Here is a 21,381-nt window from a genome sequence, read left to right as displayed (position 1 = left end):
GGTCACCACAGCTCGGCGGTCTCGTGCGGGCCCTGCCCCGGCTCTCCGACGTAGGTCCGCCGTCCCCCGCCCCGTACGTCCACGGCCCGTTCCCGGCACCGCGCCCCCGTTCCTAGCGTGGCCATATGACCGATGACACCTCTGGAACGCTCGACGAGGCGCTGGAGCGGCTGCACGCCGCGGGCCCCGAGCGGGGCGGCTGGCTCAGCAACCACGGACCGATGGCGGTCGAGGCCCTGGTCCGCCACGGCCAGGGCGGTTCCGTCCACCGCTGGCTCGGCCACTACCGAGGCAAGCTGGAGGACATGCCCGGGGCCTACGCTCCGATCACCGAGGAGAACTGGCGGGAGGCGCTCGGCGACCCCCGTCATATCGCCGACTGGACCGCGTACTTCGGCCATGAGCTGGCCGACCGCCCGTGGCGTGACGTACTCGCCCTGTGGTGGCCGCGGCTGCTGCCGGGGATCGCCGGTGGGGCCACCCATCCGGTGATCCGCGTCGGCCACGCCGTACGCACCCTGCTCGACGTGCCCGGTGAACCGCCCGCGCCCCGCACCACCGAGCTGGCCCATGCCCTCGGCTACTGGGCGGCCCGCCACGCACCGCTGCCGCCGCTCGGCCGACTGCCCGGGCCGCCGTCCGGATCAGCGGCCGACGCGCTGGCGGCCGTGCTTCCCGTCGCGGACCAGAGCGGTGGCATACGGGACCGGCTACCGCAGCTCACGGCGTTCCCCGCCTGGCCCGCGCAGCGGAGGGAACCGGCGCAACGGAGGGAACCCACGCAGCGGACGGACCCCGCGCGGCAGGCGGAACCCGACACCAGGGCCATCGGCCCCGACGCCGCCCACGACCGGCTGGCCGAGCTCGTCCGGGCCGCGACCCTCCGCTACCTCACCCATGGTCACGGCGAACCCGTGATGCTGGTCCACGCCGCGACCGCGCCCAACGCCGTCCTGCGCACCCTGCCCGCGCTCCCCCGTGAGCTCTGGGCGCCGAGCCTGGACGCGGCCTGGGCGGCGAGCGCCGCGGTCACGGCGGCCTACGGGCCCTCGGACCCGCTCCCCCGCCCCGCCGCCGCGGCCGACATGGCGCCCGAGGAGGTCTTCGCGCGGGCCGCCGCACACGGCGACGAGCACGCCATCAAGCTGACCGACACCGCGCTCGACGTGGCCCGGGACGCCGCCGCGGCCGACGAGGACCCCCAGCCCGCCCTCGCCGCGGCCCTGCACGGCTGCGCGCTCATCGACCCGCCGCCGACGGCCCCGTAAGCGCACAACCCGCACAGTCACACCAGCCGCGGTCACCTCAGCCGAACTGCACCGACCGCTTCGCCAGTCCGCTCCAGAAGCCGTCGATCACGCTGCGCTGACTGCCGAGTTCCGACTCGGCGGCCCCCAAGGTGACGAACAGCGGCGCGAAGTGCTCGGTGCGGGGATGGGCGAGCCGCCCCGCCGGGGAGGTGTGCTCGAAGTCCAGCAGGGCGTCGATGTCCTGTGCGTCCAGGGCACGCCGCCCCCAGTCGTCGAACTCGGCGGACCAGTTGGGCGGCGTCGGGCCGGTGTCCCGCAGCGCGGCCAGGTTGTGGGTGAAGAAACCGCTGCCGACGATCAGCACGCCCTCGTCCCGCAGCGGTGCCAGCTTCCGCCCGATCTCCATCAGCTTCCGCGGGTCCAGCGTCGGCATCGACACCTGGAGGACCGGGATATCGGCCTCCGGATACATCTCGACCAGCGGGACATACGCACCGTGGTCGAGCCCGCGATCGGGGATGTCCTGTACCGGGGTGCCCGCCGTACGCAGCGTCTTACGGACGCGCTCGGCCAGCTCCGGGGCGCCCGGCGCCGCGTACCGCACCTGGTAGTAGTGCGTGGGGAAACCCCGGAAGTCGTAGACCAGCGGGACCTGTTGGGTGGCGCCGAGGGCCAGCGGCGCTTCCTCCCAGTGGGCGGAAATCATGAGAATGGCCCGGGGCCGGGGCAGCTCCGCCGACCAGGCGGCAAGCTGTCCCGGCCAGACCGGATCGTCGGCGAGAGGTGGCGCACCATGGCTCAGATAGAGGGCGGGCATACGCCCGTCGAGCACGGACATGATGACTCCTCCAGCTAGGCACTTGAAGTCTCAAGTAATACGCCCGACGGTAACATTTAGTTGTTCAAAGTTCAAGGAATGCTCCGTACAATGAACGCGTGGACGCCATGAAGACCCCAGCAGACGGCGAAACGACACACGACGAAGCCACAGACGGCGAAGCGGCCCGCTGGCTGACCGAAGACGAACAGCGCACCTGGCTGGCGTACATCCAGGCGAGCATGCTTCTGGAGGACCACCTCGACCGCCAGTTGCAGCGGGACGCGGGGATGCCGCATGTCTACTACGGCCTGTTGGTGAAGCTCTCCTGGGCGCCGCGCCACAGGATGCGGATGACCGAGCTCGCCGAGGCCGCCAAGATCACCCGCTCCCGGCTGTCGCATGCCATCGCGCGGATGGAGAAGGACGGCTGGGTACGGCGCGAGGACTGCGCCTCCGACAAGCGCGGACAGAACGCGGTTCTCACCGGCAAGGGCTTCGCCGTGCTGAAGGAGACCGCGCCCGGCCATGTCGCCGCCGTACGGACCGCGATCTTCGACCGGCTCACCCCCGAGCAGGTCGAGCAGTTCGGCGACATCTGCCAGATCATCCGTGAGGGACTCCAGCCGGAGGGCGCCGACCTGCCCTGGCTGCGCTGACCCAGCGCATACGGCCGACCCGACGCATACGGCCGACCCGACGCATACGGCCGACCCGGCACATACGGCCGACCCGGCACATACGAGGGCCCCGCTCCCTCGAAGGGGAGCGGGGCCCTCACCGCTGTCCGGCGGGGAACCGCGTGGGACGGGCCCACCGCCGTATCGCGGGACCTGTCAGTGCACCATCACCGGCACGGCGTCCTCGATCGCGCCCTTGCCCTCACCGTCGCCGCTGGCAACCGGACCCCCGCCGTCCTGCCGCCCCGCGTTGACGAAGGTGACGGCGATCAGCGCCGCCAGCACCAGGATGCCGACCGCCCACCAGATGGCGGTGGTGTAGCCGTGCACCATGGCCTGCATCTTCAGCGCCGTGGCCGAGGGGGCGCTGAGCATATGGGACTTGGCGTAGTCGGTGGTGGCGCTGGCCGCGATGGTGTTCAGCAGCGCGGTACCGATGGCGCCGCCCACCTGCTGCGAGGTGTTGACCATGGCCGAGGCGACACCCGCGTCACGCGGCTGGACACCGTGCGTCGCCAGGCTCATCGCGGGCATGAAGGCCGTACCCATGCCCAGGCCGAGCAGGATGAACCCGGGCAGGATCTGCCAGGTGTACGAGGTGTCCAGGTCGATCTGGGTCAGGATCAGCATGCCGACCGCGGCGACCGCGAAGCCCGGACCCATCAGCAGCCGGGCCGGGACCCGGGTCATCAGCCGGGTGCCGATCTGCGTGGAGCCGACGATCATGCCGACGACCATCGGCAGGAAGGCGAAACCGGTCTTGACCGGGCTGTACCCCTTCACGATCTGCATGTAGTAGGTGAGGAACAGGAACAGACCGAACATGCCGATGATGGCGAGGCCCAGCGAGAGGTAGACACCGCCGCGGTTCCGGTCGGTGACCACCCGCAGCGGCAGCAGCGGGGCCTTCACCCGGGTCTCGACGACGGCGAACGCGGCCAGCAGCACGGCCGCCGCGATGAACAGCCCGATGGTCCAGCCCGCGGTCCAGCCGTCGGACTCGGCGCGGGTGAAGCCGTAGACCAGCGCGACCAGACCGGTGGTGGCCAGGATCACGCCGGGGATGTCCAGCCGGGACGGGTTGCGGCTCTCGACCGGCTCACGGATGACCGCGACCGCACCGGCCGCGGCCACGGCCGCGAACGGGATGTTCACGAAGAACGTCCAGCGCCAGTCCATGTACTCGGTGAGCACACCGCCGAGGATCAGACCCACGGCACCGCCACCACCGGCGATGGCACCGAAGATGCCGAACGCCTTGGCGCGCTCCTTGGCATCGGTGAACATCACGGCGAGCAGCGAGAGCGCGGCGGGCGCGAGCAGCGCGCCGAACACACCCTGGAGCGCCCGGGCGCCCATCAGCATCGAGCTGTTGAGCGCGGCGCCGCCCACGGCCGAGGCCGCCGCGAAGCCCACCAGACCGACGATGAAGGTCTGCTTACGGCCCCACAGGTCGGCGATCCGGCCGCCGAACAGCAGCAGTCCGCCGAAGGCGAGGGCGTACGCGGTGATGACCCACTGCCGGTTGCCGTCCGAGATGTCGAGGTCGGTCTGGGCGGAGGGCAGCGCGATGTTCACGATGGTCGCGTCGAGCACGACCATCAGCTGGGCGATGGCGATGAATATCAGCGCTTTCCAGCGCCGGGGATCGACGAATTGTGCCGTTTCAGGCATGAGTGGGCCTACCTAGCGGTGCGGAGAGTGAAAAACGGGACGGAAGGGGCCGGTGGATCACCGGCGTGAAGTCGTTGGGTCTGGCGTCAGGGCAGAGCAGGAGAAAAGCGGAAGTAACGCGAGGCTTGCACGTCCACGGAGAAGACCTGTGAACGAGCGATAAATAAGCGGTGCTCGGCGGTCGGCCGAGTGAGATTCAGATCACTGCCGCTGCTGCAAATCCTCCAAGGTGGCGGCGGAGCCGGGTAGTTCGGAGCGCGCCGGAGCCGCCAGACCGTCCAGGAACAGCTGAAGGTGCCGGTGCACAAAGGTGTCGAAGTCCACACAGCCGCTGCCGGGCAGCGGTCGGGTGAGCTGGGTCAGGGCGACCATCAGATCACCGACGCCGATGTCGGTGCGCAGCTGGCCGGAGGCTCGCGCCGCCCCCATCAGGGCGTCGATACCGCGGTCCAGACGGTCGCGGGCGGCGATGAGATCAGGGTGCTCCTTGTCGATGGTGTCGGAGAGCAGGGGGCACAGGGCTCCGATCCGCTCGTCCGCCGCCGCGTGTACGAAGCGCCGTAGCGCGAGGAACGCGTCCGGCTCCTCGGCCAGGGCCGATTCGACCTGGTCGGCGGTGCGGGACATCACCGAAAGGGTCACGTGGTGGATCAGCTCGCGGCGGTCCGCGAAGTGCCGATAGATGGTGGCATTGCCGACACCCGCACGTCGAGCGATTTCATCGAGCGGGATCTCCGCCCCGTACTCGACGAGGGCTTCCCGGGCGGTGACGAGGATCCGCTCCCGGTTGCGCAGGGCGTCCGCGCGCAGCCGGTGCTGCCCGGACCGGGCCGACTTCGCCGTTTTCGGGGTGGCCGTAGCCGTCTCCGGGGTGACCGGAGCCGTCTTCGGGGTGGCCGTGCGGCCCATGGCAGCGCTCCTCTCTTCGTATCGACGTCCGACGCCCGGCCTCCGGCTTCCGGAGGGTCCGGTTCCGACGTTTCGACGTTCAACTTTTCCGGGGAGTCAGTCCCCGTTTGTGCGATCACAGGGTTAAACGGGGAATCGGTCCCCGGAATTTCACAGTCCGTGGGTGACCTGCCTCACACTCGACCGGCGGTGCGGCCGCCCGGACGGACCAGCGATTTCCCCCGCACGGCCGCACCCCACGGGCGGCGCGCCGCGCGCCGACACACCGTGGTCGGCGATGAGCAAGAGCCGTGAGACCTCCCACCCGCGAATACGCAGGCCCCGCCGAGGCAGCGCGTTCGCCACCGCCGCCGTGCTCACGGTGGCGGTGGTGGCCCCGGCGGCGACCCCTCATCCCTCGGCGCCCGCGTCCCCCGAGCGGGCGCCCGCCCTGTCCGCCCGTCCGGCCACCGGATCGCTCGCACCGTGCACCCTGGCCCCGGGCCACGGTCTCCAGATGTCGGAGGGGATCCCCACCAGCCGCGGCTACAGCCGCAGCACCGGGACGGTCCGCGCCCTCAACCTCATGATCGATTTCCCGGATGTACGGGGCAAGGGCACGGCCCGGGAGCGCTTCGAGGAGTTCTTCCCGCAGACCACGCGCTGGTTCGCGCAGAGTTCGTACGGGCGGCTCCACTACCGTCCGGCGATGCCGATAGGCCGCTGGCTGCGGATGCCGCACTCCTTCAAGTCCTATGGGATAAAGCGCGGCAGCCCGTTCGAGCCCGGCTACCGCAAGCTGGTCGCCGACCTCGCCAAGGCGGCCGACCGCAAGGTCGACTTCAGCCGCTACGACCTGGTCAACGTGCTGGTGACACCGAACGCCGGACCGCCCGCGGCCCATGCCGTGCTCTCGGTGACCTACGCCGACAACCAGCGCGCCCCGATCGCCGACGGAGTCCCGCTGGCCAATGTCTCCTTCGTCTACAGCCGCCAGGACGACGGCTCCGGCTCGCTGCACCGCACCGGCTACCGGGTACTGCCGCATGAGAACGGCCACGTCTTCGGACTGCCCGACCTCTACACCCGCGGCGGCGGGGACAAGGTGGGCCACTGGGATGTGATGTCCGAGGACTGGGGCGCCGGGAACGACCTGCTGGCCTGGCACAAGTGGAAGCTGGGCTGGTTCGGTCCGGGCCAGGTGGCCTGTGCCTCCCGGTCCGGCGTCTCGGCCCACACGCTGGCACCGCTGCACCGGACGGACGGCACCAAGATGGTCTTCGTGCCCGTCTCGGCGTCCACCGGCTACGCCATCGAGGTGCGGACCAACGGCGGCAACGACGAGGCCGTCTGCAAACCCGGCGTACTGGTCTCCTGGGTGGACAGCCGCGTGGACTCCGGCGGCGGTCCGGTCACCGTCATGGACAGCACCCCCGAAGGCCGCGGCTGCACCCGGGAGCGCAATGTCCACCCCGGGCTGAGCGACGCGGCCTTCGGCCCCGGGCAGACCTTCACCGGCAGCGCGGGCGGCACCCGGGTGAAGATCCGGGTGATCGGCCAGGACGCCAGCGGCGCCTACGGCATAGAGGTCACCCGTCGCGCCAGTGGCGGCGCCCGAGGCTGATCAGCAGCAGCTGCTTCCGGGCGGAGTCGGCCACCCGGCGCTCCTCCTCCGGCCGGTCCGGCGGGACCTCCAGGAACGCGGTCGCCGTCATCACCATGTGGTCCACATACATCTGGGCGAGGATCCGGACATCCTCCGCGGACCAGCCCTCCGGGGTCAGCGTCGGGGCGAAGGAGTCGGCCACCTCGTCGGCGAACCGGTCCAGTTCGGCGGCGATCGCCTCCCGCACCGGACGGACTCCACCATGCCGCTCACGTGCGATGAACCGGATGTGCGCCGGGTAGCGGCGCACCTGCTCGGCGACCGCCTCGACGCTGGCCTCGATGCGCTCCTCGTCGCCGACCTGGTCGGCGAGTATGGCGCGGATCAGGGAGTGGAGACTGTCCAGGGACTCCTCGACCAGCGCGACGCCGAGGTCGCTCAGATCCCGGAAGTGCCGGTAGAAGGCGGCCGGTGCCACCCCCACCACCCGGGTCACCTCACGCAGGCCCAGGCTGCTCAGGCTCTGCTCCTCCAGCAGCCGCAGCCCCGCGTCCAGCAGCGCGCGCCGCGTCTTCTCCTTCTGGGCCTGCCGGACCCCGGACGTGTGACTCATATCATTCAGTAAACAGCTGTTTGCTGACTTTGGCCAGGGGTTCGGGGGGTACTCTGGAAGTCAGTGAACAAGTGTGATTCCAACTGTTCACCGAAAGACCACCCGCACGCCAACCGCTTCCGGATCCATCTCTTCGAGAGAGGCTCACATGCTGTTCATCGTCGCGGCTCTCGCCCTGATGGGGATCCTGCTGGGTGCGGCGGCACACACCCCGCTCCCGCTGTTCCTCACCGCCTCCGCCGCCATCGGCGTCTGGCTGATGGTCTTCTTCATCCGCGAACGCACCGGGCACAAGGGGAGCTGACCCATGGCACTGACCGCACCCACCCGCACCTCGCCGGTCCGGGCACGCAAGGACGCCGACGGCATGGCCGTCGCCTCCTTCGTCCTGGGGCTCATCGGCACCCTGCTCTTCAACGCCGTCTTCGGGCCGTGCGCCATCGTCCTCGGGACGCTCGCACTCGCCCGGGGCACCGGCCGCCGGGGCCGGGCACTGCTCGGGATCGCGCTCGGCGTCGTGGACGTGATCCTGCTCGTCGTCCTGGTAACCCTGGACCAGTCCGTCTTCTGGCAGTTCGGCGGCTGACCCACGGCCGTCCCACAACGGCACGCCCCCGCACCCCGCGGCAGCACATCGGATGTGACTGCCGCGGGGTGCCGCGTATGTGATGTCCGTCGCGGTCCGACGGCGAAGCGCCGCTTGCCCAACAGCCGCCCCCGGCCTGCGTATCGGCCGCGCACACGCCTCGGTGCCTCTCGTTCACCGGGCGGCAGGGGACCCCGACCACTGGACAATCCAGTTGGTTAGGCTAACCTAACTACGTCCTCGGGCCGCCGTCCCGGGCCACGTCCCCTGTGCACCATGCAATACGAGAGAAGGCACGCCTCCATGCGCCAGGCCAGAGCACTCCCCCTCTCCCGCCGCGGACTCCTCGCCGCGGGCGGCGCCGTCGGTCTCGGCGCCCTGGTCACCGCCTGTGGCGGCAAGGACGGTTCGGACTCCGGCGACAGCGGCAAGGGCGGCGGCTCCTGGTCGTTCACCGACGACCGCAAGAAGAAGATCAGCCTCAAGGGCCGGCCCCAGCACATCGTGGCGTACATAGCCGCCGCGGCCGCGCTCCACGACTTCGGCGTCGACAAGCAGATCACCGGCGTCTTCGGCCCCAGCAAGCTGAAGAACGGCAAGCCGGACGTCCAGGCGGGCGACTTCCCGGTGGACCGCGCGACCTCCCTGGGCAATGTCTGGGGGCAGTTCAACGTCGAGAAGTACGCCTCGCTCACCCCCGATCTGCTGATCACCAACATGTACGACCCGGGTGCGCTCTTCTACATCCCGGACGACAGCAAGAAGAAGATCCTGGAGCTGGCCCCGAGCGCCGCCATCACCACCGGCCGCGTCTCCATGCTGGAGCCCATCAAGCGCTACGCCGAGCTGGCCGAGGCCCTCGGCGCGGACCTCCAGGCCAAGAAGGTCACCGACGCCAAGAAGCGCTTCGAGAAGGCGGCCGAAGAGCTCCGCAAGACGGTGAAATCCCACCGGATCAAGGTCATGGCCTGCTCCGCGAGCGCCGACCTCTTCTATGTCTCCAACCCCAAGGTCAACGCCGACCTGATCTACTTCAGCGAGCTCGGTGTCGACTTCGTCCAGCCCCGCAAGACCGACAAGGGCGGCTACTTCGAGAGCCTCAGCTGGGAGAACGCCGACAAGTACGACGCGGATGTGCTCTTCCTGGACAACCGCACCGCCACCCTCCAGCCCGAGGCCCTGACCGGCAAGCCGACCTGGTCCAAGCTGCCCGCCGTCAAGGCCGGCCAGATCGCCCCCTGGAGCAGCGAGCCGCGGTTCTCGTACGCGGGCGCGGCCCCGCTCATCGAGTCCCTCACCAAGGCGATCCAGGACGCGAAGAAGGTCAGCTGACCCGCCGCCCCGGCCGATCCACGGCAAGCGAAGGGAAGTCCTCCTCCCATGACCACCGCAGCCACCACCACCCCCACCGCCGTCCCGTTCCGCTTCTTCGCCGCGCGGGTGGTGCGTACCCGTTCGCTCGGACCGTCCATGGCCCGGATCACCTTCGGCGGCGCGTGTCTCAGGGACTTCGCCACCGGGGGCCGGGACCAGCGCTTCAAACTCTTCCTGCCGCACCCGGGGCAGCCCGCCCCCGTCGTGCCCGTCGAACACGGCGAGGGCTGGTTCGCCGCCTGGCGGGCCATGGACCCCGCCGTCCGCGGTGTCATGCGCTCGTACACCGTGCGCGAACAGCGCCAGGAATCCGACGAGATAGACGTGGACTTCGCCCTCCATGAGGACGGCGGCCCGGCCGCGCGCTGGGCCGGCCGCGCCGAGACCGGCGACCGCGTCACCCTGCTCGGCCCCACCGAGGCGGACAACGCGGGAGTCGACTTCCGCCCGCCGCCCGGTACCGACTGGGTCCTCCTCACCGCCGACGAGACGGCACTGCCCGCCGTCGCCGGAAGCCTCCGGTGGCTCCCCGCTGGCACCCGCGCCCGGGTGTGGATCGAGGTCCAGCACGCCGAGGACCTCCAGGAACTGCCCACCGCCGCCGACGCCGAGATCACCTGGCTGGTCAGGGACGGCGCCGCCCCCGGCACCCCGCGCCACGCCCTCGTGCTGGACGCGCTGCGCGCGGCCGAGCTGCCCCGGGGCACCCCGTACGCCTGGATCGCGGGCGAGGCCGGGACGGTGCGCGAGGTGCGCCGCCATCTGGTCCGCGAACGCGGCTTCGACCGCAGGGCCGTGACCTTCACCGGTTACTGGCGCCTGGGCGCCTGTGAGGAACAGCTCGTCGAGGAAGCCGTGTCGGGCGCCGTCCCCCCGGAAGACGACTGACCCCCTCGTCTCCCCTCCCCGAACCCATCCCGCACACCGAACACCACTGGCCGACGGGCAGCTGACCGGCGGCGCGCTCCGGCGCGCCCCGGTCCCGCCGGCCGGGACGTCCGCACGCCCACCCGCCCGCGGAGGCATTACCCCCGCATGCCGCTTCCACGAAGGGACAACCCGTGAGTTTCCTCGCGCAGACCGCTGAGGACCCGTCGCCGGAGTCGATACCCGGGGCGACGGATGGCAGAGCTCACCTCTTCAACGACCGTACGGCCGAGCGCTACCGGCGCTCCGTGACCGACGGCGTCGACCTGGTGGCCGCCACCGTCGCCCGCGCCGACCGCCCGTTCACCGGTGTCACCCCCGCCGAACTGGTCCCCGAGGTCTCCGCCATCGACCTGGAACGCCCGCTGGGCGACGCGGACGCCGCGCTGGAGGAGCTGCGAGGCGTCTACCTCAAGGACGCCGTCTACTTCCACCACCCCCGCTATCTCGCCCACCTCAACTGCCCCGTGGTGATTCCGGCGTTGCTCGGCGAGACGGTCCTGTCCGCCGTCAACTCCTCGCTGGACACCTGGGACCAGAGCGCGGGCGGCACCCTGATCGAGCGCCGTCTGATCGACTGGACCGCCGAGCGCATCGGCCTCGGCGACGCCGCGGACGGCATCTTCACCAGCGGCGGCACCCAGTCCAACCTCCAGGCGATGCTGCTCGCCCGCGACGAGGCCTGCAAGGTGGTGGAGAAGGAGGCGGCGGCCACCGGATCCGGCGAGATCCCGCCCAAGTCCGCGATCCTGCCGCGGCTGCGCATCCTCACCTCCGAGGCCAGCCACTTCTCCATCCAGAAGGCCGCCGCCATCCTCGGACTCGGCTACGAGGCCGTCATCCCCGTCCCGTGCGACCAGGACCGCCGGATGCGCACCGTCGCCCTCGCCCGCGAACTGGACCGCTGCCGCCGGGAGAACCAGGTGGTCATGGCCGTCGTCGCCACCGCCGGGACCACCGACTTCGGCTCCATCGACCCGCTGCCGGAGATCGCCGGACTGTGCGCCCGGTACGGCACCTGGATGCACGTGGACGCCGCGTACGGCTGCGGACTGCTGGCCTCCCCGACCCGCCGCCATCTGCTGAACGGCATCGAGCGCGCCGACTCGGTCACCGTGGACTACCACAAGTCCTTCTTCCAGCCGGTGAGTTCCAGCGCGATGCTGGTCCGCGACCGTGTGACGCTCAGCCACGCCACATACCACGCGGACTACCTCAACCCCGAGCGCAGCGCCAAGAACCTGATCCCCAACCAGGTCGACAAGTCCATCCAGACCACCCGCCGCTTCGACGCCCTCAAACTGTGGCTGACCCTGCGCATCATGGGCGCGGACGCCATCGGGGGGCTCTTCGACGAGGTGGTGGACCGGGCCGCCGAGGGCTGGACGCTGCTGGACACCGACTCCCGCTACGAGGTCGTCACCCGGCCCCAGCTGTCCACGCTGGTGTTCCGCTATGTCCCGCCCGCCGGGGCGAGTTGCGACCCGGCCCTCGTCGACCGGGCCAATCTGCACGCCCGTGAGGCCCTGGCCGCCTCCGGTGAGGCCGTGGTGGCGGGCACCGTCGTCGACGGCCGCCACTACCTGAAGTTCACGCTGCTCAACCCGGAGACATCGCTGAGCGATATCGCGTTCGTCCTCGACCTCCTCGCCGAGCACGCCGGTCAGTACCTGGCCCTCCACATCGAGCCCGAACTCAGCCACTCCCGCGCCAGCTGAGCCGCTGACCGCCCACCCCACTCGGAGACCCCCGTGTCCACCCCACACACCCACGACTTCATCGCGGTCGGACTGGGCCCCTACAACCTGGGCCTCGCCTGCCTCACCGAGCCGATCGACGAACTCGACGGCCTGTTCCTGGAGAGCAAGTCCGACTTCGACTGGCATCCGGGCATGCTGCTGGACGGTGTCACCCTCCAGACCCCGTTCATGGCCGATCTGGTCACCCTGGCCGACCCCACCTCGCCGTACTCCTTCCTCAACTACCTGAAGGAGTCCGGGCGGATGTACTCCTTCTACATCCGCGAGATCTTCTATCCGCTGCGCGCCGAGTACAACGACTACTGCCGCTGGGCCGCCGCCAAGCTCCGCAGCGTCCGCTTCGGCCACGAGGTGACCCGCGTCGAGTACGACGAGGCCGACGGCGTCTACACCGTGCACGCGGTCCGCACCGCCTCCGGCGAGACCACCGCACACCGCGCCCGCCACCTCGTCCTGGGCACCGGCACCCCGCCGTACCTCCCCGAGCCCTGCCGGGACCTGGGCGGCGATCTGCTGCACAACGCGCGGTACCTGGAGCACAAGGAAGCCCTCCAGGCCAAGGAGTCCATCACCGTCGTGGGCAGCGGCCAGAGCGCGGCCGAGATCTACCAGGACCTGCTGGCCGACATCGACACCCATGGCTACCGGCTCAACTGGATCACCCGCTCGCCGCGGTTCTTCCCGCTGGAGTACACCAAGATCACGCTGGAGATGACCTCGCCGGAGTACGTGGACTACTTCCACGCGCTGCCCGAGGACACCCGCTACCGGCTGGAGTCCGAGCAGAAGGGCCTGTTCAAGGGCATCGACGCGGAGCTCATCAACTCCATCTACGACCTGCTGTACCAGAAGAGCGTGAGCGGTCCGGTGCCCACCCGGCTGCTGACCAACACCGCGCTCACCGCCGCCTCGTACGACGAGACCAGCGGGACGTACACCCTCGGGCTGCACCACACCGAGCAGGGCCGGGACTTCTCCCTCACCACCCAGGGGCTCGTCCTCGCCACCGGCTACCGCTACCAGGTGCCCGCCTTCCTGGAGCCGGTGCGCGACCGCATCCGCTGGGACGGCCACGGCCGCTTCGACGTCGCCCGCAACTACAGCGTCGACACCACCGGGCGCGGCATCTTCCTCCAGAACGCCGCCACCCACGCCCACAGCCTCACCTCGCCCGACCTGGGCATGGGCCCCTACCGCAACTCGTGGATCATCCGCGAGCTGCTGGGCCGTGAGCAGTACCCGATCGAGAAGTCCATCGCGTTCCAGGAGTTCGGCGCGCCGGAAGGAGCCGTGTCATGACCCTCTTCACCCGCGACGACGAGCGGCTCGGCGCCTTCGCGCTGCGGCCGCTGGACCCCGCGGCCGACGCGGCGCTGCTGCACGGCTGGGTCACCGACCCCAAGGCCGCCTTCTGGATGATGCAGGACTCCGACCTCACCGAGGTCGAGCAGGAGTACCGGCGAATCCATGAACACCCGCACCACGACGCGTTCATCGGGCTGCACGAGGGCCGTCCCGCGTTCCTCGCCGAAGCCTACGACCCGGCCCATGTGGAGCTGGTGGGGCTCTACGAACCCCAGCAGGGCGACCTCGGTATGCACTTCCTGTGCGCGCCGACCGACACCCCGCTGCACGGCTTCACCCTCGCCGTCATCACGACGGTGATGGAGTTCTGCTTCTCCGACCCGGCCGTCCGGCGCGTGGTCGTCGAACCCGACGTCCGCAACGCGGCGGTGCACGCGCTCAACGCGGCCGTCGGGTTCGAGGTCGTCGAGAAGATCGCCAAACCGGAGAAGGACGCCTGTCTGAGCGTGTGTACGCGTGAGCGGTTCGAGGCCGCGCGTGCCGCCGGTGCCGCCGACGACGGCGCCGCCGCCGAACCCCGTACCGCCCGAGGAGTGACCCGATGAGCCCCCGCGACGCCGTCTCCCACCTCACACCCGGCCTGTGGGAGCGGGCGGGCCGCCTGCTCATCCGCAAGGCCCTCGCCGAGTTCAGCCATGAGCGGCTGCTGACGCCCGTACGCGAGGACGACGGCCGCTACGCCGTACCGAGCGACAACGGCGCCTCGACCTACCGCTTCGCCGCCCGCGTACTGACCCTGGACCACTGGCTGGTCGACGCCGACAGCATCAGCCGCCATGGCCGCGACGGGGCCGAACTCCCCCTCGACGCGCTCGATTTCTTCCTCGAGATGCGCTCCACACTGGGGCTGAGCGAGGAGATCCTGCCGGTCTACCTCGAGGAGATCAGCTCCACCCTCTCCGGCTCCGCGTACAAACTTGCCGCCGAGCCGGTGGGCGCCGCCCAGCTCGCCAAGTCCGGCTTCCAGGAGATCGAGACGGGGATGACCGAGGGCCACCCCTGCTTCGTCGCCAACAACGGCCGTCTCGGCTTCGGCGTCCACGAATACCTCTCGTACGCCCCGGAGACCGCGAGCCCGGTCCAGCTGATCTGGCTGGCCGCCCGCCGCGACCGCGCCACCTTCACCGCCTGCGCCGACCTCGACTACGACGGGCTGGTCCGCTCCGAGCTGGGCGAGGAGACCCTCGCCCGCTTCGCGGACACCATGACCGGCCTGGGCCTGGACCTGGCCGACTACCACCTGCTGCCGGTACACCCCTGGCAGTGGTGGAACAAGCTGTCCGTCTCGTTCGCCGCCGAGGTCGCCCGGCAGCACCTGGTCTACCTCGGCGCGGGCGAGGACGAGTACTTCGCCCAGCAGTCGATCCGCACCTTCTTCAACACCAGCGACCCGTCGAAGCACTATGTGAAGACCGCGCTCTCGGTCCTCAACATGGGCTTCATGCGGGGCCTTTCCGCCGCCTATATGGAGGCCACCCCCGCCATCAACGACTGGCTGGCGGGCGTCATCGAGGCCGACGACGTCTTCCGGGCGGCGCGCTTCTCGATCATCCGCGAGCGGGCGGCCATCGGCTACCACCACCGCCAGTACGAGGCCGCCACCAACCGCTACTCCCCCTACCGCAAGATGCTCGCCGCGCTGTGGCGCGAGAGCCCCGTCCCCTCGCTGGAGCCGGGCCAGCGACTGGCCACCATGGCCTCCCTGCTGCACACCGACACCGACGGCAACTCCTTCGTCAGCGCCCTGATCGAGGAGTCCGGCCTCACCCCGGCCAACTGGCTGCGCCGCTATCTGGACGGGTACCTCACCCCGGTGCTGCACAGCTTCTACGCGTACGACCTCGTCTTCATGCCGCACGGCGAGAACGCCATCCTGGTGATCGAGGACGGCGCGGTCCGGCGGGTGATCTTCAAGGACATCGCCGAGGAGATCGCGGTCATGGACCCGTCCGCGGTGCTGCCCCCGGCCGTCGAGCGCATCCGCGCGGACGTCCCCGAGGATTTGAAGCTGCTGTCGATCTTCACCGATGTCTTCGACTGCTTCCTGCGCTTCCTCAACGGGATCCTGGTCGACGACGGTCTGCTGACGGAGGACGCCTTCTGGCGCACGGTGGCCGACTGCGTCACGGCCTACCAGGAGTCCGCCCCGCAGCTGGCGGACAAGTTCGCCCAGTACGACCTGTTCGCGGAGGACTTCGCGCTGTCCTGCCTCAACCGCCTCCAGCTCCGCAACAACAAGGAGATGGTGGACCTCCAGGACCCGGCCGGAGCGCTCCAGCTGATCGGCACCCTGCGCAACCCGATCGCGCGCTTCCGCCCGGAGGGCTGAGCGGATCGCGCAGGACGGGGCCTCGCCCCAGGAACGGTCTCCTGGGGCGGGGCCCCGTCTGGTCTCTCGTGGAGCCCGGGACCGGTCCCCACGCAGGGGAGCGAGGATATGCCCGTCACCCCGGCACGGGGAGGAACGCCCTTGAGGCGAGCCGCGCCTCGGAGCGTCTCGCCTCGGGACGCGGCGTGCCGGGGCGACACCAGTGGGGGCGCGGAGCCCGGCCCCCGGACCGGAATGGGGGCCGGTCCGGGGGCCGGGCGGGGGATCGGTGTCCGGACCCCGCTGAGGAACGAGGGGGCTCACGCCTCCCGGAAGACCGCCGTCCGCAGGACGGACCGCACCTGGGCGAGCGTGGCGGCGGAAGGCCGGTGGAGACAGGCCGAGGCGAGCACCAGCTCGTCGCCCGCGCGTCCCGCGCCCTCCTCCACCGCGCGCCAGCCGGTCAACTCGCGCGTACCGCCCGCCGCCCGGCAGGACTTCCCCCGTCCGGTGTCCATCAGCCGGGCCTCCGCACCGCCCTCGCCCACATGGCCACGCTGCAAGCGGAAGACGATCAGGCCCTCACCGGCCCGGAGCGTCGACCGGCGTACGCAGTACCGCTGGACGTCCGGGCAGGAAGCCCGTGAACCGGCCACTGACGACCCCGATGCCGACACCGACATGACCGTCGGCCGACTACCGGCCAGCCCCACCGGATCCCGCCCCGGCCGCGCGCGCAGCGCGCGTCCGCTCCAGCCGTCCGGCAGCCGGACCGTCATCTCCGCCAGCGCGGCGAACCGGAACGAGCTGCCCGCCGCCGCGCGCGGAGCGGCGTTCGGCCGGTACACCGCCTCGCCCCCACCCCGGACCGGGGACACCACATTGATCACCATCAGCGCGGCGACCGCTCCCCCGGCCAGCCCGGCGACCCGCCGCCGTCGCCGCCGCAGCACCCGGTCCCGTACCTGCCGCATCCGATCGGCGGGCGGGCCCGGCCGGGGCACGGCCCGTTCGAGAAGCGCCCTCAGCTCCCGCTCATCACGTCCCGGCTCGTCACGCCCCGACTCGTCACGCCCCGGCCGCTCACCACTCACGCCCGTCACCGCCCTCACCCTCCGTCTTCCACCAGTTCGGTCCGCGGCACCAGCGACTGCAAGGTGCGTAACGCCTTCGACGCCTGGCTCTTGACCGTCCCGGCGGTGCACCCCAGCACCTCGGCGGTGTCCTCGACGCTCAGGTCCTCGAAGTACCTGAGCACCACCACCGCCCGCTGCCGCCCCGGCAGCCGCCGTACCGCCGCGGCCAGCGACTGCTCCAGATCGATGCCCTCGAACGCGTCCGGCACGGCCGTCACATCCGGCACCTCGTCATGCGGCACCTCCCCGCGCCAGCGCCGCCGCCACCAGGAGGCGTGCGTATTGACCAGGGCCTTGCGGACGTACGCCTCCGGGTTGTCGGCGGCGATCCGCCGCCACTTCGGCCAGACCTTCGCCAGCACGGTCTGGAGCAGATCCTCGGCCAGGTGGACGTCCCCGGTCAGCAGCCACGCGACGCGCAGCAGCCGCGGTCCGCGCGCGGCCACGAACTCCTCGAAGCCCGGTGTCGCAGCGCTCACCGTGGTCTCCTCGCCTCGTGCCCCCGCCCGGTTCCCGTCCCTCTCCCCCATGGTGAAGGGCGCGGGGCGCGAATCGGGGTGGCCCGGGGCCGGGTGTCCCCCGACCGGCGGTCAAGAAGACCCGGCGCAACCGGTCGGAGGTCAGCCCGCCTCCGCGGCCGCCCACGCCTGCCGTTCGGCCGCCGTGAGCCAGTCGAGGTACCACTCGGCGAAGGTCACCCGCTCCTTGTCCAGCCGCCGCACGGGGAGCACACCCTCACCGACGGCCCGGACGTCGTCCCAGACGGTGCCGCGTTCGGGCCCGGTGACGGCGAGGAGGGTGTAGTAGGCACAGCCCTGTTCGCCGATGTACAGGGCTCCGTCGGTGAGTTGGTCGCGCAGCTCGTCGTCCCGCCGGTCCCAGACGCGGAAGGCCGCCAGATACGCGTCGTCGTCGGGGTACGCGTCCCGGCGCGGCTCGGCCTCCTCGTGGGCGTCGAGGAGCTCCATCACGGTGGCGGGCCGGAAGGCCCGCCGCAGATGCCCCGACCCGGGGGCGACCCGCTCCGGGCCGGGCAGCCGCAACGGGAACAACCCGTAGTCGGGCCCGGCCCCGGACGCCCCGACCTCCAGCAGGAAGCCGCGGTACTCCTCGGGGAGGGTGGCCCCCCACACCCGCTCGGCGGCCACCAGCTCGGCCTCGGCGAGGGGCGGCCGCAGGTCGAAGCCATGCCCGTACTTCCCCCACGACGCCCCGAAGACCTTCGACGCCCCCGGCGCCTCCCGCAGCGAGAGCACCCGCTCGCGCACCCCCGTCCATCTTCCGCGCATGGCAGAGGACCGTATCGCCCACGTCGGGCCGGGTCCGATGATTTTTCACCGCGCCGCGGGTCCTACGTTGGCCCGCGCCCACGCGAAGGAGAAGTCCCGATGTCCACTCTGCGCACCCTCCTGGAGTCCCATGTAGACGACGGACCGCTGCCGGGGGCGGTGGCCCTGGTGGCGCGCGGCGACCAGGTCGAGGTGGCGGCCGTCGGCTCCGCCGATCTCCGGGGCGGCGTCCCGATGGCCCGGGACTCGATCTTCCGGATCGCCTCGATGACCAAGCCGATCATGGCCGCGGCGGTGCTGACGCTGATCGACGAGGGCCGGATCAAGCTGGACGATCCGGTCGCGCAGTGGCTCCCGGAACTGGCGTCCCCGATGGTCGTCCGTACGCCGTCCAGCCCGGTCGACGACGTGGTCCCCGCCGCCCGGCCGATCACCGTGGCCGACCTGCTCACCTCCCGCGCGGGCCACGGCTTCCCCGACGACTTCTCCCTCCCCGCCCTCGCCCCGCTCTTCGGCGAACTGAAGCAGGGCCCGCCGCAGCCCCAGCACATCGCGCCCCCGGACGCCTGGATGGCGACCCTCTCCCGCATCCCCCTGCTGCACCAGCCCGGCGACGCCTGGCTGTACAACACCTCCTCCGATATCCAGGGCGTCCTGATCTCCCGCGTCACGGACCGGCCCCTCCCCGAGTTCCTGGCGGAACGGCTCTTCGAGCCCCTCGCCATGACCGACACCGGCTTCGCGGTCCCGCCCCACAAACTCGACCGCTTCACCGGCTACTACGGCCTCGACGACTCCGGCGCCCCGCAACTCCTCGACGCCCCCGACGGCCAGTGGAGCACCGTCCCGGCCTTCCCGTCCGGCGCCGGCGGCCTGGTCTCCACCGCCGATGACTGGCTCGCCTTCGCCCGTACCCTCCTCGCCGACGGCACCGGCCCCGACGGGCACCGCGTCCTCTCCCCCGCCTCCGTCGCCCGGATGACCACCGACCACCTCACCCCCGCCCAGCGCGAGGCCGGTGCGCTCTTCCTGGAGGGCCAGGGCTGGGGCTACGGCGGTTCGGTCGACATCACGCCCACCGCCCCCTGGAACGTCCCGGGCCGCTACGGCTGGGTCGGCGGCACCGGTACGGCGGGCCACCTCACCCCCTCCACCGGCGCGGTCACGATCCTCCTCACCCAGCTCCAGATGTCCGGCCCCACCCCACCCCCACTGATGCGCGCCTTCTGGCACCACGCCGCCACCGCCTGACCCCACCCGCCCCAACCCCCGGGGCCTACGGATCACCACCCGCTACACTGTCTTGCGGCACCGCGGCCCTCACCGGCCACACCGCCGCAGCACCGTCGGGCCTCCGTAGCTCAGGGGATAGAGCACCGCTCTCCTAAAGCGGGTGTCGCAGGTTCGAATCCTGCCGGGGGCACCAGCCAAAAGAGCACCTACCAGTTTTGGTAGGTGCTCTTTGACATCCAGACCTGCCGTCGAAGGCGGCGATCACCCCGCCGGGCGCCGGACTCCGGGTGATCCGCAGTCCGGCGCTCTCGGCGACCTGTGTCCTAGGCGGTCGGGGCCGAGGAGGTCCGACGTGCGGTCGGCTTCGCGGTACGGGTCGATCCCGCGGCACGGCGGGCCTGGGCGGTCCGGCTGCGGCGGCCGCGTGTGGACGAGCCGCTGCGCTTGGCACGTTCGACGACCGGTGCGGCGATGGTGACCGGGACGCCGGAGGGTGCCTGGGCGCCGGTGATGCGGCTCAGTTCGGCCTCGCCGGAGCGGACCTTGGCGGTCTGCGGGACGATGCCCGCGTCCGCCATCAGGCGGTCCATGGTGCGGCGCTGGTTGGGCAGGACGAGGGTGACGACGCTGCCGGACTCGCCTGCGCGCGCGGTGCGGCCACCACGGTGCAGGTAGTCCTTGTGGTCGCTGGGCGGATCGACGTTGACGACGAGGTCGAGGTTGTCGACGTGGATGCCGCGGGCGGCGACGTTGGTGGCCACCAGGACGGTGACATCGCCGGTCTTGAACTGGGCCAGCGTGCGGGTGCGCTGGGACTGGGACTTGCCACCGTGGAGGGCCGCGGCGCGGACACCGCTCTTCAGCAGATGCTTGGTGAGGTTGTCCACCGCGTGCTTGGTGTCCAGGAACATGATCGACCGGCCTTCACGGGCGGCGATCTCGGTGGTGGTGGCGTGCTTGTCGGCGCTGTGGACGTGCAGTATGTGGTGCTCCATCGTCGTGACCGCGCCCGCCGAAGGGTCGACGGAATGGACCACCGGGTCCGTCAGGTAGCGCCGGACCAGGAGGTCGACGTTGCGGTCCAGGGTGGCCGAGAAGAGCATGCGCTGCCCCTCGGGCCGCACCTGGTCGAGCAGCGCGGTGACCTGGGGCATGAAGCCCATGTCGGCCATCTGGTCGGCCTCGTCCAGGACGGTGATGCCGACCTGGTTCAGTCGGCAGTCACCGCGCTCGATGAGGTCCTTGAGCCGCCCCGGCGTGGCGACGACCACCTCGACCCCGCCGCGCAGTGCGCTGGACTGACGGCCGATCGACACTCCCCCGACGACGGTGGCCACCCGCAGCTTGAGCGGCCGGGCGTAGGGGGTGAGGGCGTCGGTGACCTGCTGGGCCAGTTCCCGGGTGGGGACCAGGACCAGTGCCAGCGGCTGGCGGGGCTCGGCGCGCTGCCCGGCGGTACGGGCCAGCAGGGCCAGGCCGAAGGCCAGCGTCTTGCCCGAGCCGGTGCGACCGCGGCCGAGAACATCGCGTCCGGCCAGCGAGTTCGGCAGCGTGGCGGCCTGGATGGGGAACGGGGTGGACACGCCTTCCGCGGTGAGGGCCGCCAGTAGCGCCGAGGGCATGTCCAGCGCGGCGAAGGTCTCGGCCGGGGGCAGGGCGGGAGTGTGGGTGACGGGCGGGGCGAACTCTCCCTGCGGTGTCACCGGACGCTTCCCGGGGCCCCCGGAACGACCCGTGCCCGAGCGGTTCGGCCTACCGGAGCGTTGGCCGCCGCGGCCCGAACCGGACGAACCGGCGGAGCGGGAGTAGCGGTCATTCGTGCGGGCTGTGCGATTCATGGAAACCTTCCTCGAAGCGGTACGTCGAGGAATTCCC

General features: G+C 71.1%; 21 protein-coding genes and 1 tRNA gene. 13 read left to right on the top strand and 9 right to left on the bottom strand.

Features of this window, described 5'->3' with window-relative positions; translation table 11 throughout:
- Positions 1-2 precede the first annotated feature (2 nt).
- The gene (locus tag AB0C66_RS01845; RefSeq protein ID WP_362431539.1) at positions 3-125 is read right to left on the bottom strand and encodes a hypothetical protein; all 123 of its coding nucleotides are present in this window, start codon (positions 123-125) and stop codon (positions 3-5) included.
- On the opposite strand from AB0C66_RS01845, the gene AB0C66_RS01840 reads away from it, so the two are divergent.
- Positions 126-1,268, top strand: coding sequence for a questin oxidase family protein (locus AB0C66_RS01840; RefSeq protein ID WP_362431536.1), 1,143 nt, complete (start codon positions 126-128; stop codon positions 1,266-1,268).
- A 37-nt stretch (positions 1,269-1,305) separates the two neighbouring features.
- Here the strand turns inward: AB0C66_RS01840 and AB0C66_RS01835 are convergent, their stop codons facing one another.
- Positions 1,306-2,088, bottom strand: a complete 783-nt coding sequence (locus tag AB0C66_RS01835) for a class III extradiol ring-cleavage dioxygenase (protein ID WP_362431534.1) — start codon at positions 2,086-2,088, stop codon at positions 1,306-1,308.
- Positions 2,089-2,195: 107 nt separating this feature from the next.
- Here AB0C66_RS01835 and AB0C66_RS01830 point away from each other — a divergent pair, with 107 nt between their 5' ends.
- A complete protein-coding gene (locus AB0C66_RS01830; RefSeq protein WP_362433287.1) occupies positions 2,196-2,726 on the top strand; it encodes a MarR family transcriptional regulator in 531 nt (176 codons plus the stop codon).
- Between the two features lie 177 nt (positions 2,727-2,903).
- On the opposite strand, the gene AB0C66_RS01825 is transcribed toward AB0C66_RS01830, so the two are convergent.
- Together AB0C66_RS01825 and AB0C66_RS01820 are read right to left on the bottom strand one after the other, a co-directional pair.
- On the bottom strand, positions 2,904-4,421 hold the full coding sequence (locus AB0C66_RS01825) for an MFS transporter (protein ID WP_362431532.1): 1,518 nt from the start codon (positions 4,419-4,421) through the stop codon (positions 2,904-2,906).
- Positions 4,422-4,622: 201 nt separating this feature from the next.
- Complete coding sequence (locus AB0C66_RS01820) at positions 4,623-5,330, bottom strand: TetR/AcrR family transcriptional regulator (RefSeq protein WP_362431529.1); 708 nt, start codon at positions 5,328-5,330, stop codon at positions 4,623-4,625.
- Positions 5,331-5,607: 277 nt separating this feature from the next.
- Here AB0C66_RS01820 and AB0C66_RS01815 point away from each other — a divergent pair, with 277 nt between their 5' ends.
- Positions 5,608-6,933: a M6 family metalloprotease domain-containing protein gene (locus AB0C66_RS01815; RefSeq protein ID WP_362431526.1), complete on the top strand. Its 1,326-nt coding sequence runs from the start codon at positions 5,608-5,610 to the stop codon at positions 6,931-6,933.
- On the opposite strand, the gene AB0C66_RS01810 is transcribed toward AB0C66_RS01815, so the two are convergent.
- Complete coding sequence (locus AB0C66_RS01810) at positions 6,899-7,528, bottom strand: TetR family transcriptional regulator (RefSeq protein WP_362431524.1); 630 nt, start codon at positions 7,526-7,528, stop codon at positions 6,899-6,901. The genes AB0C66_RS01815 and AB0C66_RS01810 overlap by 35 nt on opposite strands.
- Before the next feature lie 148 nt (positions 7,529-7,676).
- Between AB0C66_RS01810 and AB0C66_RS01805 the strand changes: the two genes are divergently transcribed.
- The 8 genes from AB0C66_RS01805 (at position 7,677) to AB0C66_RS01770 (ending at position 15,869) form a co-directional block, all read left to right on the top strand.
- Complete coding sequence (locus tag AB0C66_RS01805; protein ID WP_362431522.1) at positions 7,677-7,832, top strand: hypothetical protein; 156 nt, start codon at positions 7,677-7,679, stop codon at positions 7,830-7,832.
- Between the two features lie 3 nt (positions 7,833-7,835).
- Entirely contained in the window at positions 7,836-8,114 is a 279-nt protein-coding gene (locus AB0C66_RS01800) for a DUF4190 domain-containing protein (RefSeq protein WP_362431520.1), read from the top strand.
- A 303-nt stretch (positions 8,115-8,417) separates the two neighbouring features.
- Positions 8,418-9,446 carry an ABC transporter substrate-binding protein gene (locus tag AB0C66_RS01795; protein WP_362431518.1) on the top strand — a complete coding sequence of 343 codons (1,029 nt, stop codon included), beginning with the start codon at positions 8,418-8,420 and terminating at the stop codon, positions 9,444-9,446.
- 48 nt (positions 9,447-9,494) lie between these two features.
- Positions 9,495-10,376: a siderophore-interacting protein gene (locus tag AB0C66_RS01790; protein ID WP_362431516.1), complete on the top strand. Its 882-nt coding sequence runs from the start codon at positions 9,495-9,497 to the stop codon at positions 10,374-10,376.
- Between the two features lie 173 nt (positions 10,377-10,549).
- Entirely contained in the window at positions 10,550-12,133 is a 1,584-nt protein-coding gene (locus tag AB0C66_RS01785) for an aspartate aminotransferase family protein (protein ID WP_362431513.1), read from the top strand.
- A 33-nt stretch (positions 12,134-12,166) separates the two neighbouring features.
- Positions 12,167-13,474: a lysine N(6)-hydroxylase/L-ornithine N(5)-oxygenase family protein gene (locus tag AB0C66_RS01780; protein ID WP_362431511.1), complete on the top strand. Its 1,308-nt coding sequence runs from the start codon at positions 12,167-12,169 to the stop codon at positions 13,472-13,474.
- Complete coding sequence (locus AB0C66_RS01775) at positions 13,471-14,085, top strand: GNAT family N-acetyltransferase (RefSeq protein WP_362431509.1); 615 nt, start codon at positions 13,471-13,473, stop codon at positions 14,083-14,085. The genes AB0C66_RS01780 and AB0C66_RS01775 overlap by 4 nt, the downstream gene beginning before the upstream one ends.
- Complete coding sequence (locus AB0C66_RS01770) at positions 14,082-15,869, top strand: IucA/IucC family siderophore biosynthesis protein (RefSeq protein WP_362431507.1); 1,788 nt, start codon at positions 14,082-14,084, stop codon at positions 15,867-15,869. The genes AB0C66_RS01775 and AB0C66_RS01770 overlap by 4 nt, the downstream gene beginning before the upstream one ends.
- A gap of 299 nt (positions 15,870-16,168) precedes the next feature.
- Here the strand turns inward: AB0C66_RS01770 and AB0C66_RS01765 are convergent, their stop codons facing one another.
- The 3 genes from AB0C66_RS01765 to AB0C66_RS01755 form a co-directional block, all read right to left on the bottom strand.
- Positions 16,169-16,951, bottom strand: a complete 783-nt coding sequence (locus tag AB0C66_RS01765) for a hypothetical protein (RefSeq protein ID WP_362431505.1) — start codon at positions 16,949-16,951, stop codon at positions 16,169-16,171.
- Between the two features lie 5 nt (positions 16,952-16,956).
- Positions 16,957-17,463, bottom strand: coding sequence for a SigE family RNA polymerase sigma factor (locus AB0C66_RS01760; protein ID WP_362431503.1), 507 nt, complete (start codon positions 17,461-17,463; stop codon positions 16,957-16,959).
- 141 nt (positions 17,464-17,604) lie between these two features.
- Positions 17,605-18,273 (bottom strand): SMI1/KNR4 family protein, encoded by a 669-nt coding sequence (locus AB0C66_RS01755; RefSeq protein WP_362431501.1) that lies wholly within the window; start codon positions 18,271-18,273, stop codon positions 17,605-17,607.
- A 99-nt stretch (positions 18,274-18,372) separates the two neighbouring features.
- Between AB0C66_RS01755 and AB0C66_RS01750 the strand changes: the two genes are divergently transcribed.
- Both AB0C66_RS01750 and AB0C66_RS01745 read left to right on the top strand, forming a co-directional pair.
- Complete coding sequence (locus tag AB0C66_RS01750) at positions 18,373-19,524, top strand: serine hydrolase domain-containing protein (RefSeq protein WP_362431499.1); 1,152 nt, start codon at positions 18,373-18,375, stop codon at positions 19,522-19,524.
- A 99-nt stretch (positions 19,525-19,623) separates the two neighbouring features.
- Positions 19,624-19,699: transfer RNA gene (locus AB0C66_RS01745), tRNA-Arg, on the top strand.
- 130 nt (positions 19,700-19,829) lie between these two features.
- Here the strand turns inward: AB0C66_RS01745 and AB0C66_RS01740 are convergent.
- On the bottom strand, positions 19,830-21,344 hold the full coding sequence (locus AB0C66_RS01740; protein ID WP_362431497.1) for a DEAD/DEAH box helicase: 1,515 nt from the start codon (positions 21,342-21,344) through the stop codon (positions 19,830-19,832).
- Positions 21,345-21,381: the final 37 nt, after the last annotated feature.

The sequence above is a fragment of the Streptomyces sp. NPDC048636 genome, from assembly GCF_040650655.1.
GTDB lineage: Bacteria > Actinomycetota > Actinomycetes > Streptomycetales > Streptomycetaceae > Streptomyces.
Note: the sequence above shows the minus strand (reverse complement) of the source record. Positions and strands in the feature narration are given on the sequence as shown.

Coding starts and splice junctions, on each gene's coding strand:
- AB0C66_RS01845 (WP_362431539.1), bottom strand. CDS start 125: ATGGCCACGCTAGGAACGGGGGCGCGGTGCCGGGAACGGGCCGTGGAC.
- AB0C66_RS01840 (WP_362431536.1), top strand. CDS start 126: ATGACCGATGACACCTCTGGAACGCTCGACGAGGCGCTGGAGCGGCTG.
- AB0C66_RS01835 (WP_362431534.1), bottom strand. CDS start 2,088: ATGTCCGTGCTCGACGGGCGTATGCCCGCCCTCTATCTGAGCCATGGT.
- AB0C66_RS01830 (WP_362433287.1), top strand. CDS start 2,196: ATGAAGACCCCAGCAGACGGCGAAACGACACACGACGAAGCCACAGAC.
- AB0C66_RS01825 (WP_362431532.1), bottom strand. CDS start 4,421: ATGCCTGAAACGGCACAATTCGTCGATCCCCGGCGCTGGAAAGCGCTG.
- AB0C66_RS01820 (WP_362431529.1), bottom strand. CDS start 5,330: ATGGGCCGCACGGCCACCCCGAAGACGGCTCCGGTCACCCCGGAGACG.
- AB0C66_RS01815 (WP_362431526.1), top strand. CDS start 5,608: ATGAGCAAGAGCCGTGAGACCTCCCACCCGCGAATACGCAGGCCCCGC.
- AB0C66_RS01810 (WP_362431524.1), bottom strand. CDS start 7,528: ATGAGTCACACGTCCGGGGTCCGGCAGGCCCAGAAGGAGAAGACGCGG.
- AB0C66_RS01805 (WP_362431522.1), top strand. CDS start 7,677: ATGCTGTTCATCGTCGCGGCTCTCGCCCTGATGGGGATCCTGCTGGGT.
- AB0C66_RS01800 (WP_362431520.1), top strand. CDS start 7,836: ATGGCACTGACCGCACCCACCCGCACCTCGCCGGTCCGGGCACGCAAG.
- AB0C66_RS01795 (WP_362431518.1), top strand. CDS start 8,418: ATGCGCCAGGCCAGAGCACTCCCCCTCTCCCGCCGCGGACTCCTCGCC.
- AB0C66_RS01790 (WP_362431516.1), top strand. CDS start 9,495: ATGACCACCGCAGCCACCACCACCCCCACCGCCGTCCCGTTCCGCTTC.
- AB0C66_RS01775 (WP_362431509.1), top strand. CDS start 13,471: ATGACCCTCTTCACCCGCGACGACGAGCGGCTCGGCGCCTTCGCGCTG.
- AB0C66_RS01770 (WP_362431507.1), top strand. CDS start 14,082: ATGAGCCCCCGCGACGCCGTCTCCCACCTCACACCCGGCCTGTGGGAG.
- AB0C66_RS01755 (WP_362431501.1), bottom strand. CDS start 18,273: ATGCGCGGAAGATGGACGGGGGTGCGCGAGCGGGTGCTCTCGCTGCGG.
- AB0C66_RS01750 (WP_362431499.1), top strand. CDS start 18,373: ATGTCCACTCTGCGCACCCTCCTGGAGTCCCATGTAGACGACGGACCG.
- AB0C66_RS01740 (WP_362431497.1), bottom strand. CDS start 21,344: ATGAATCGCACAGCCCGCACGAATGACCGCTACTCCCGCTCCGCCGGT.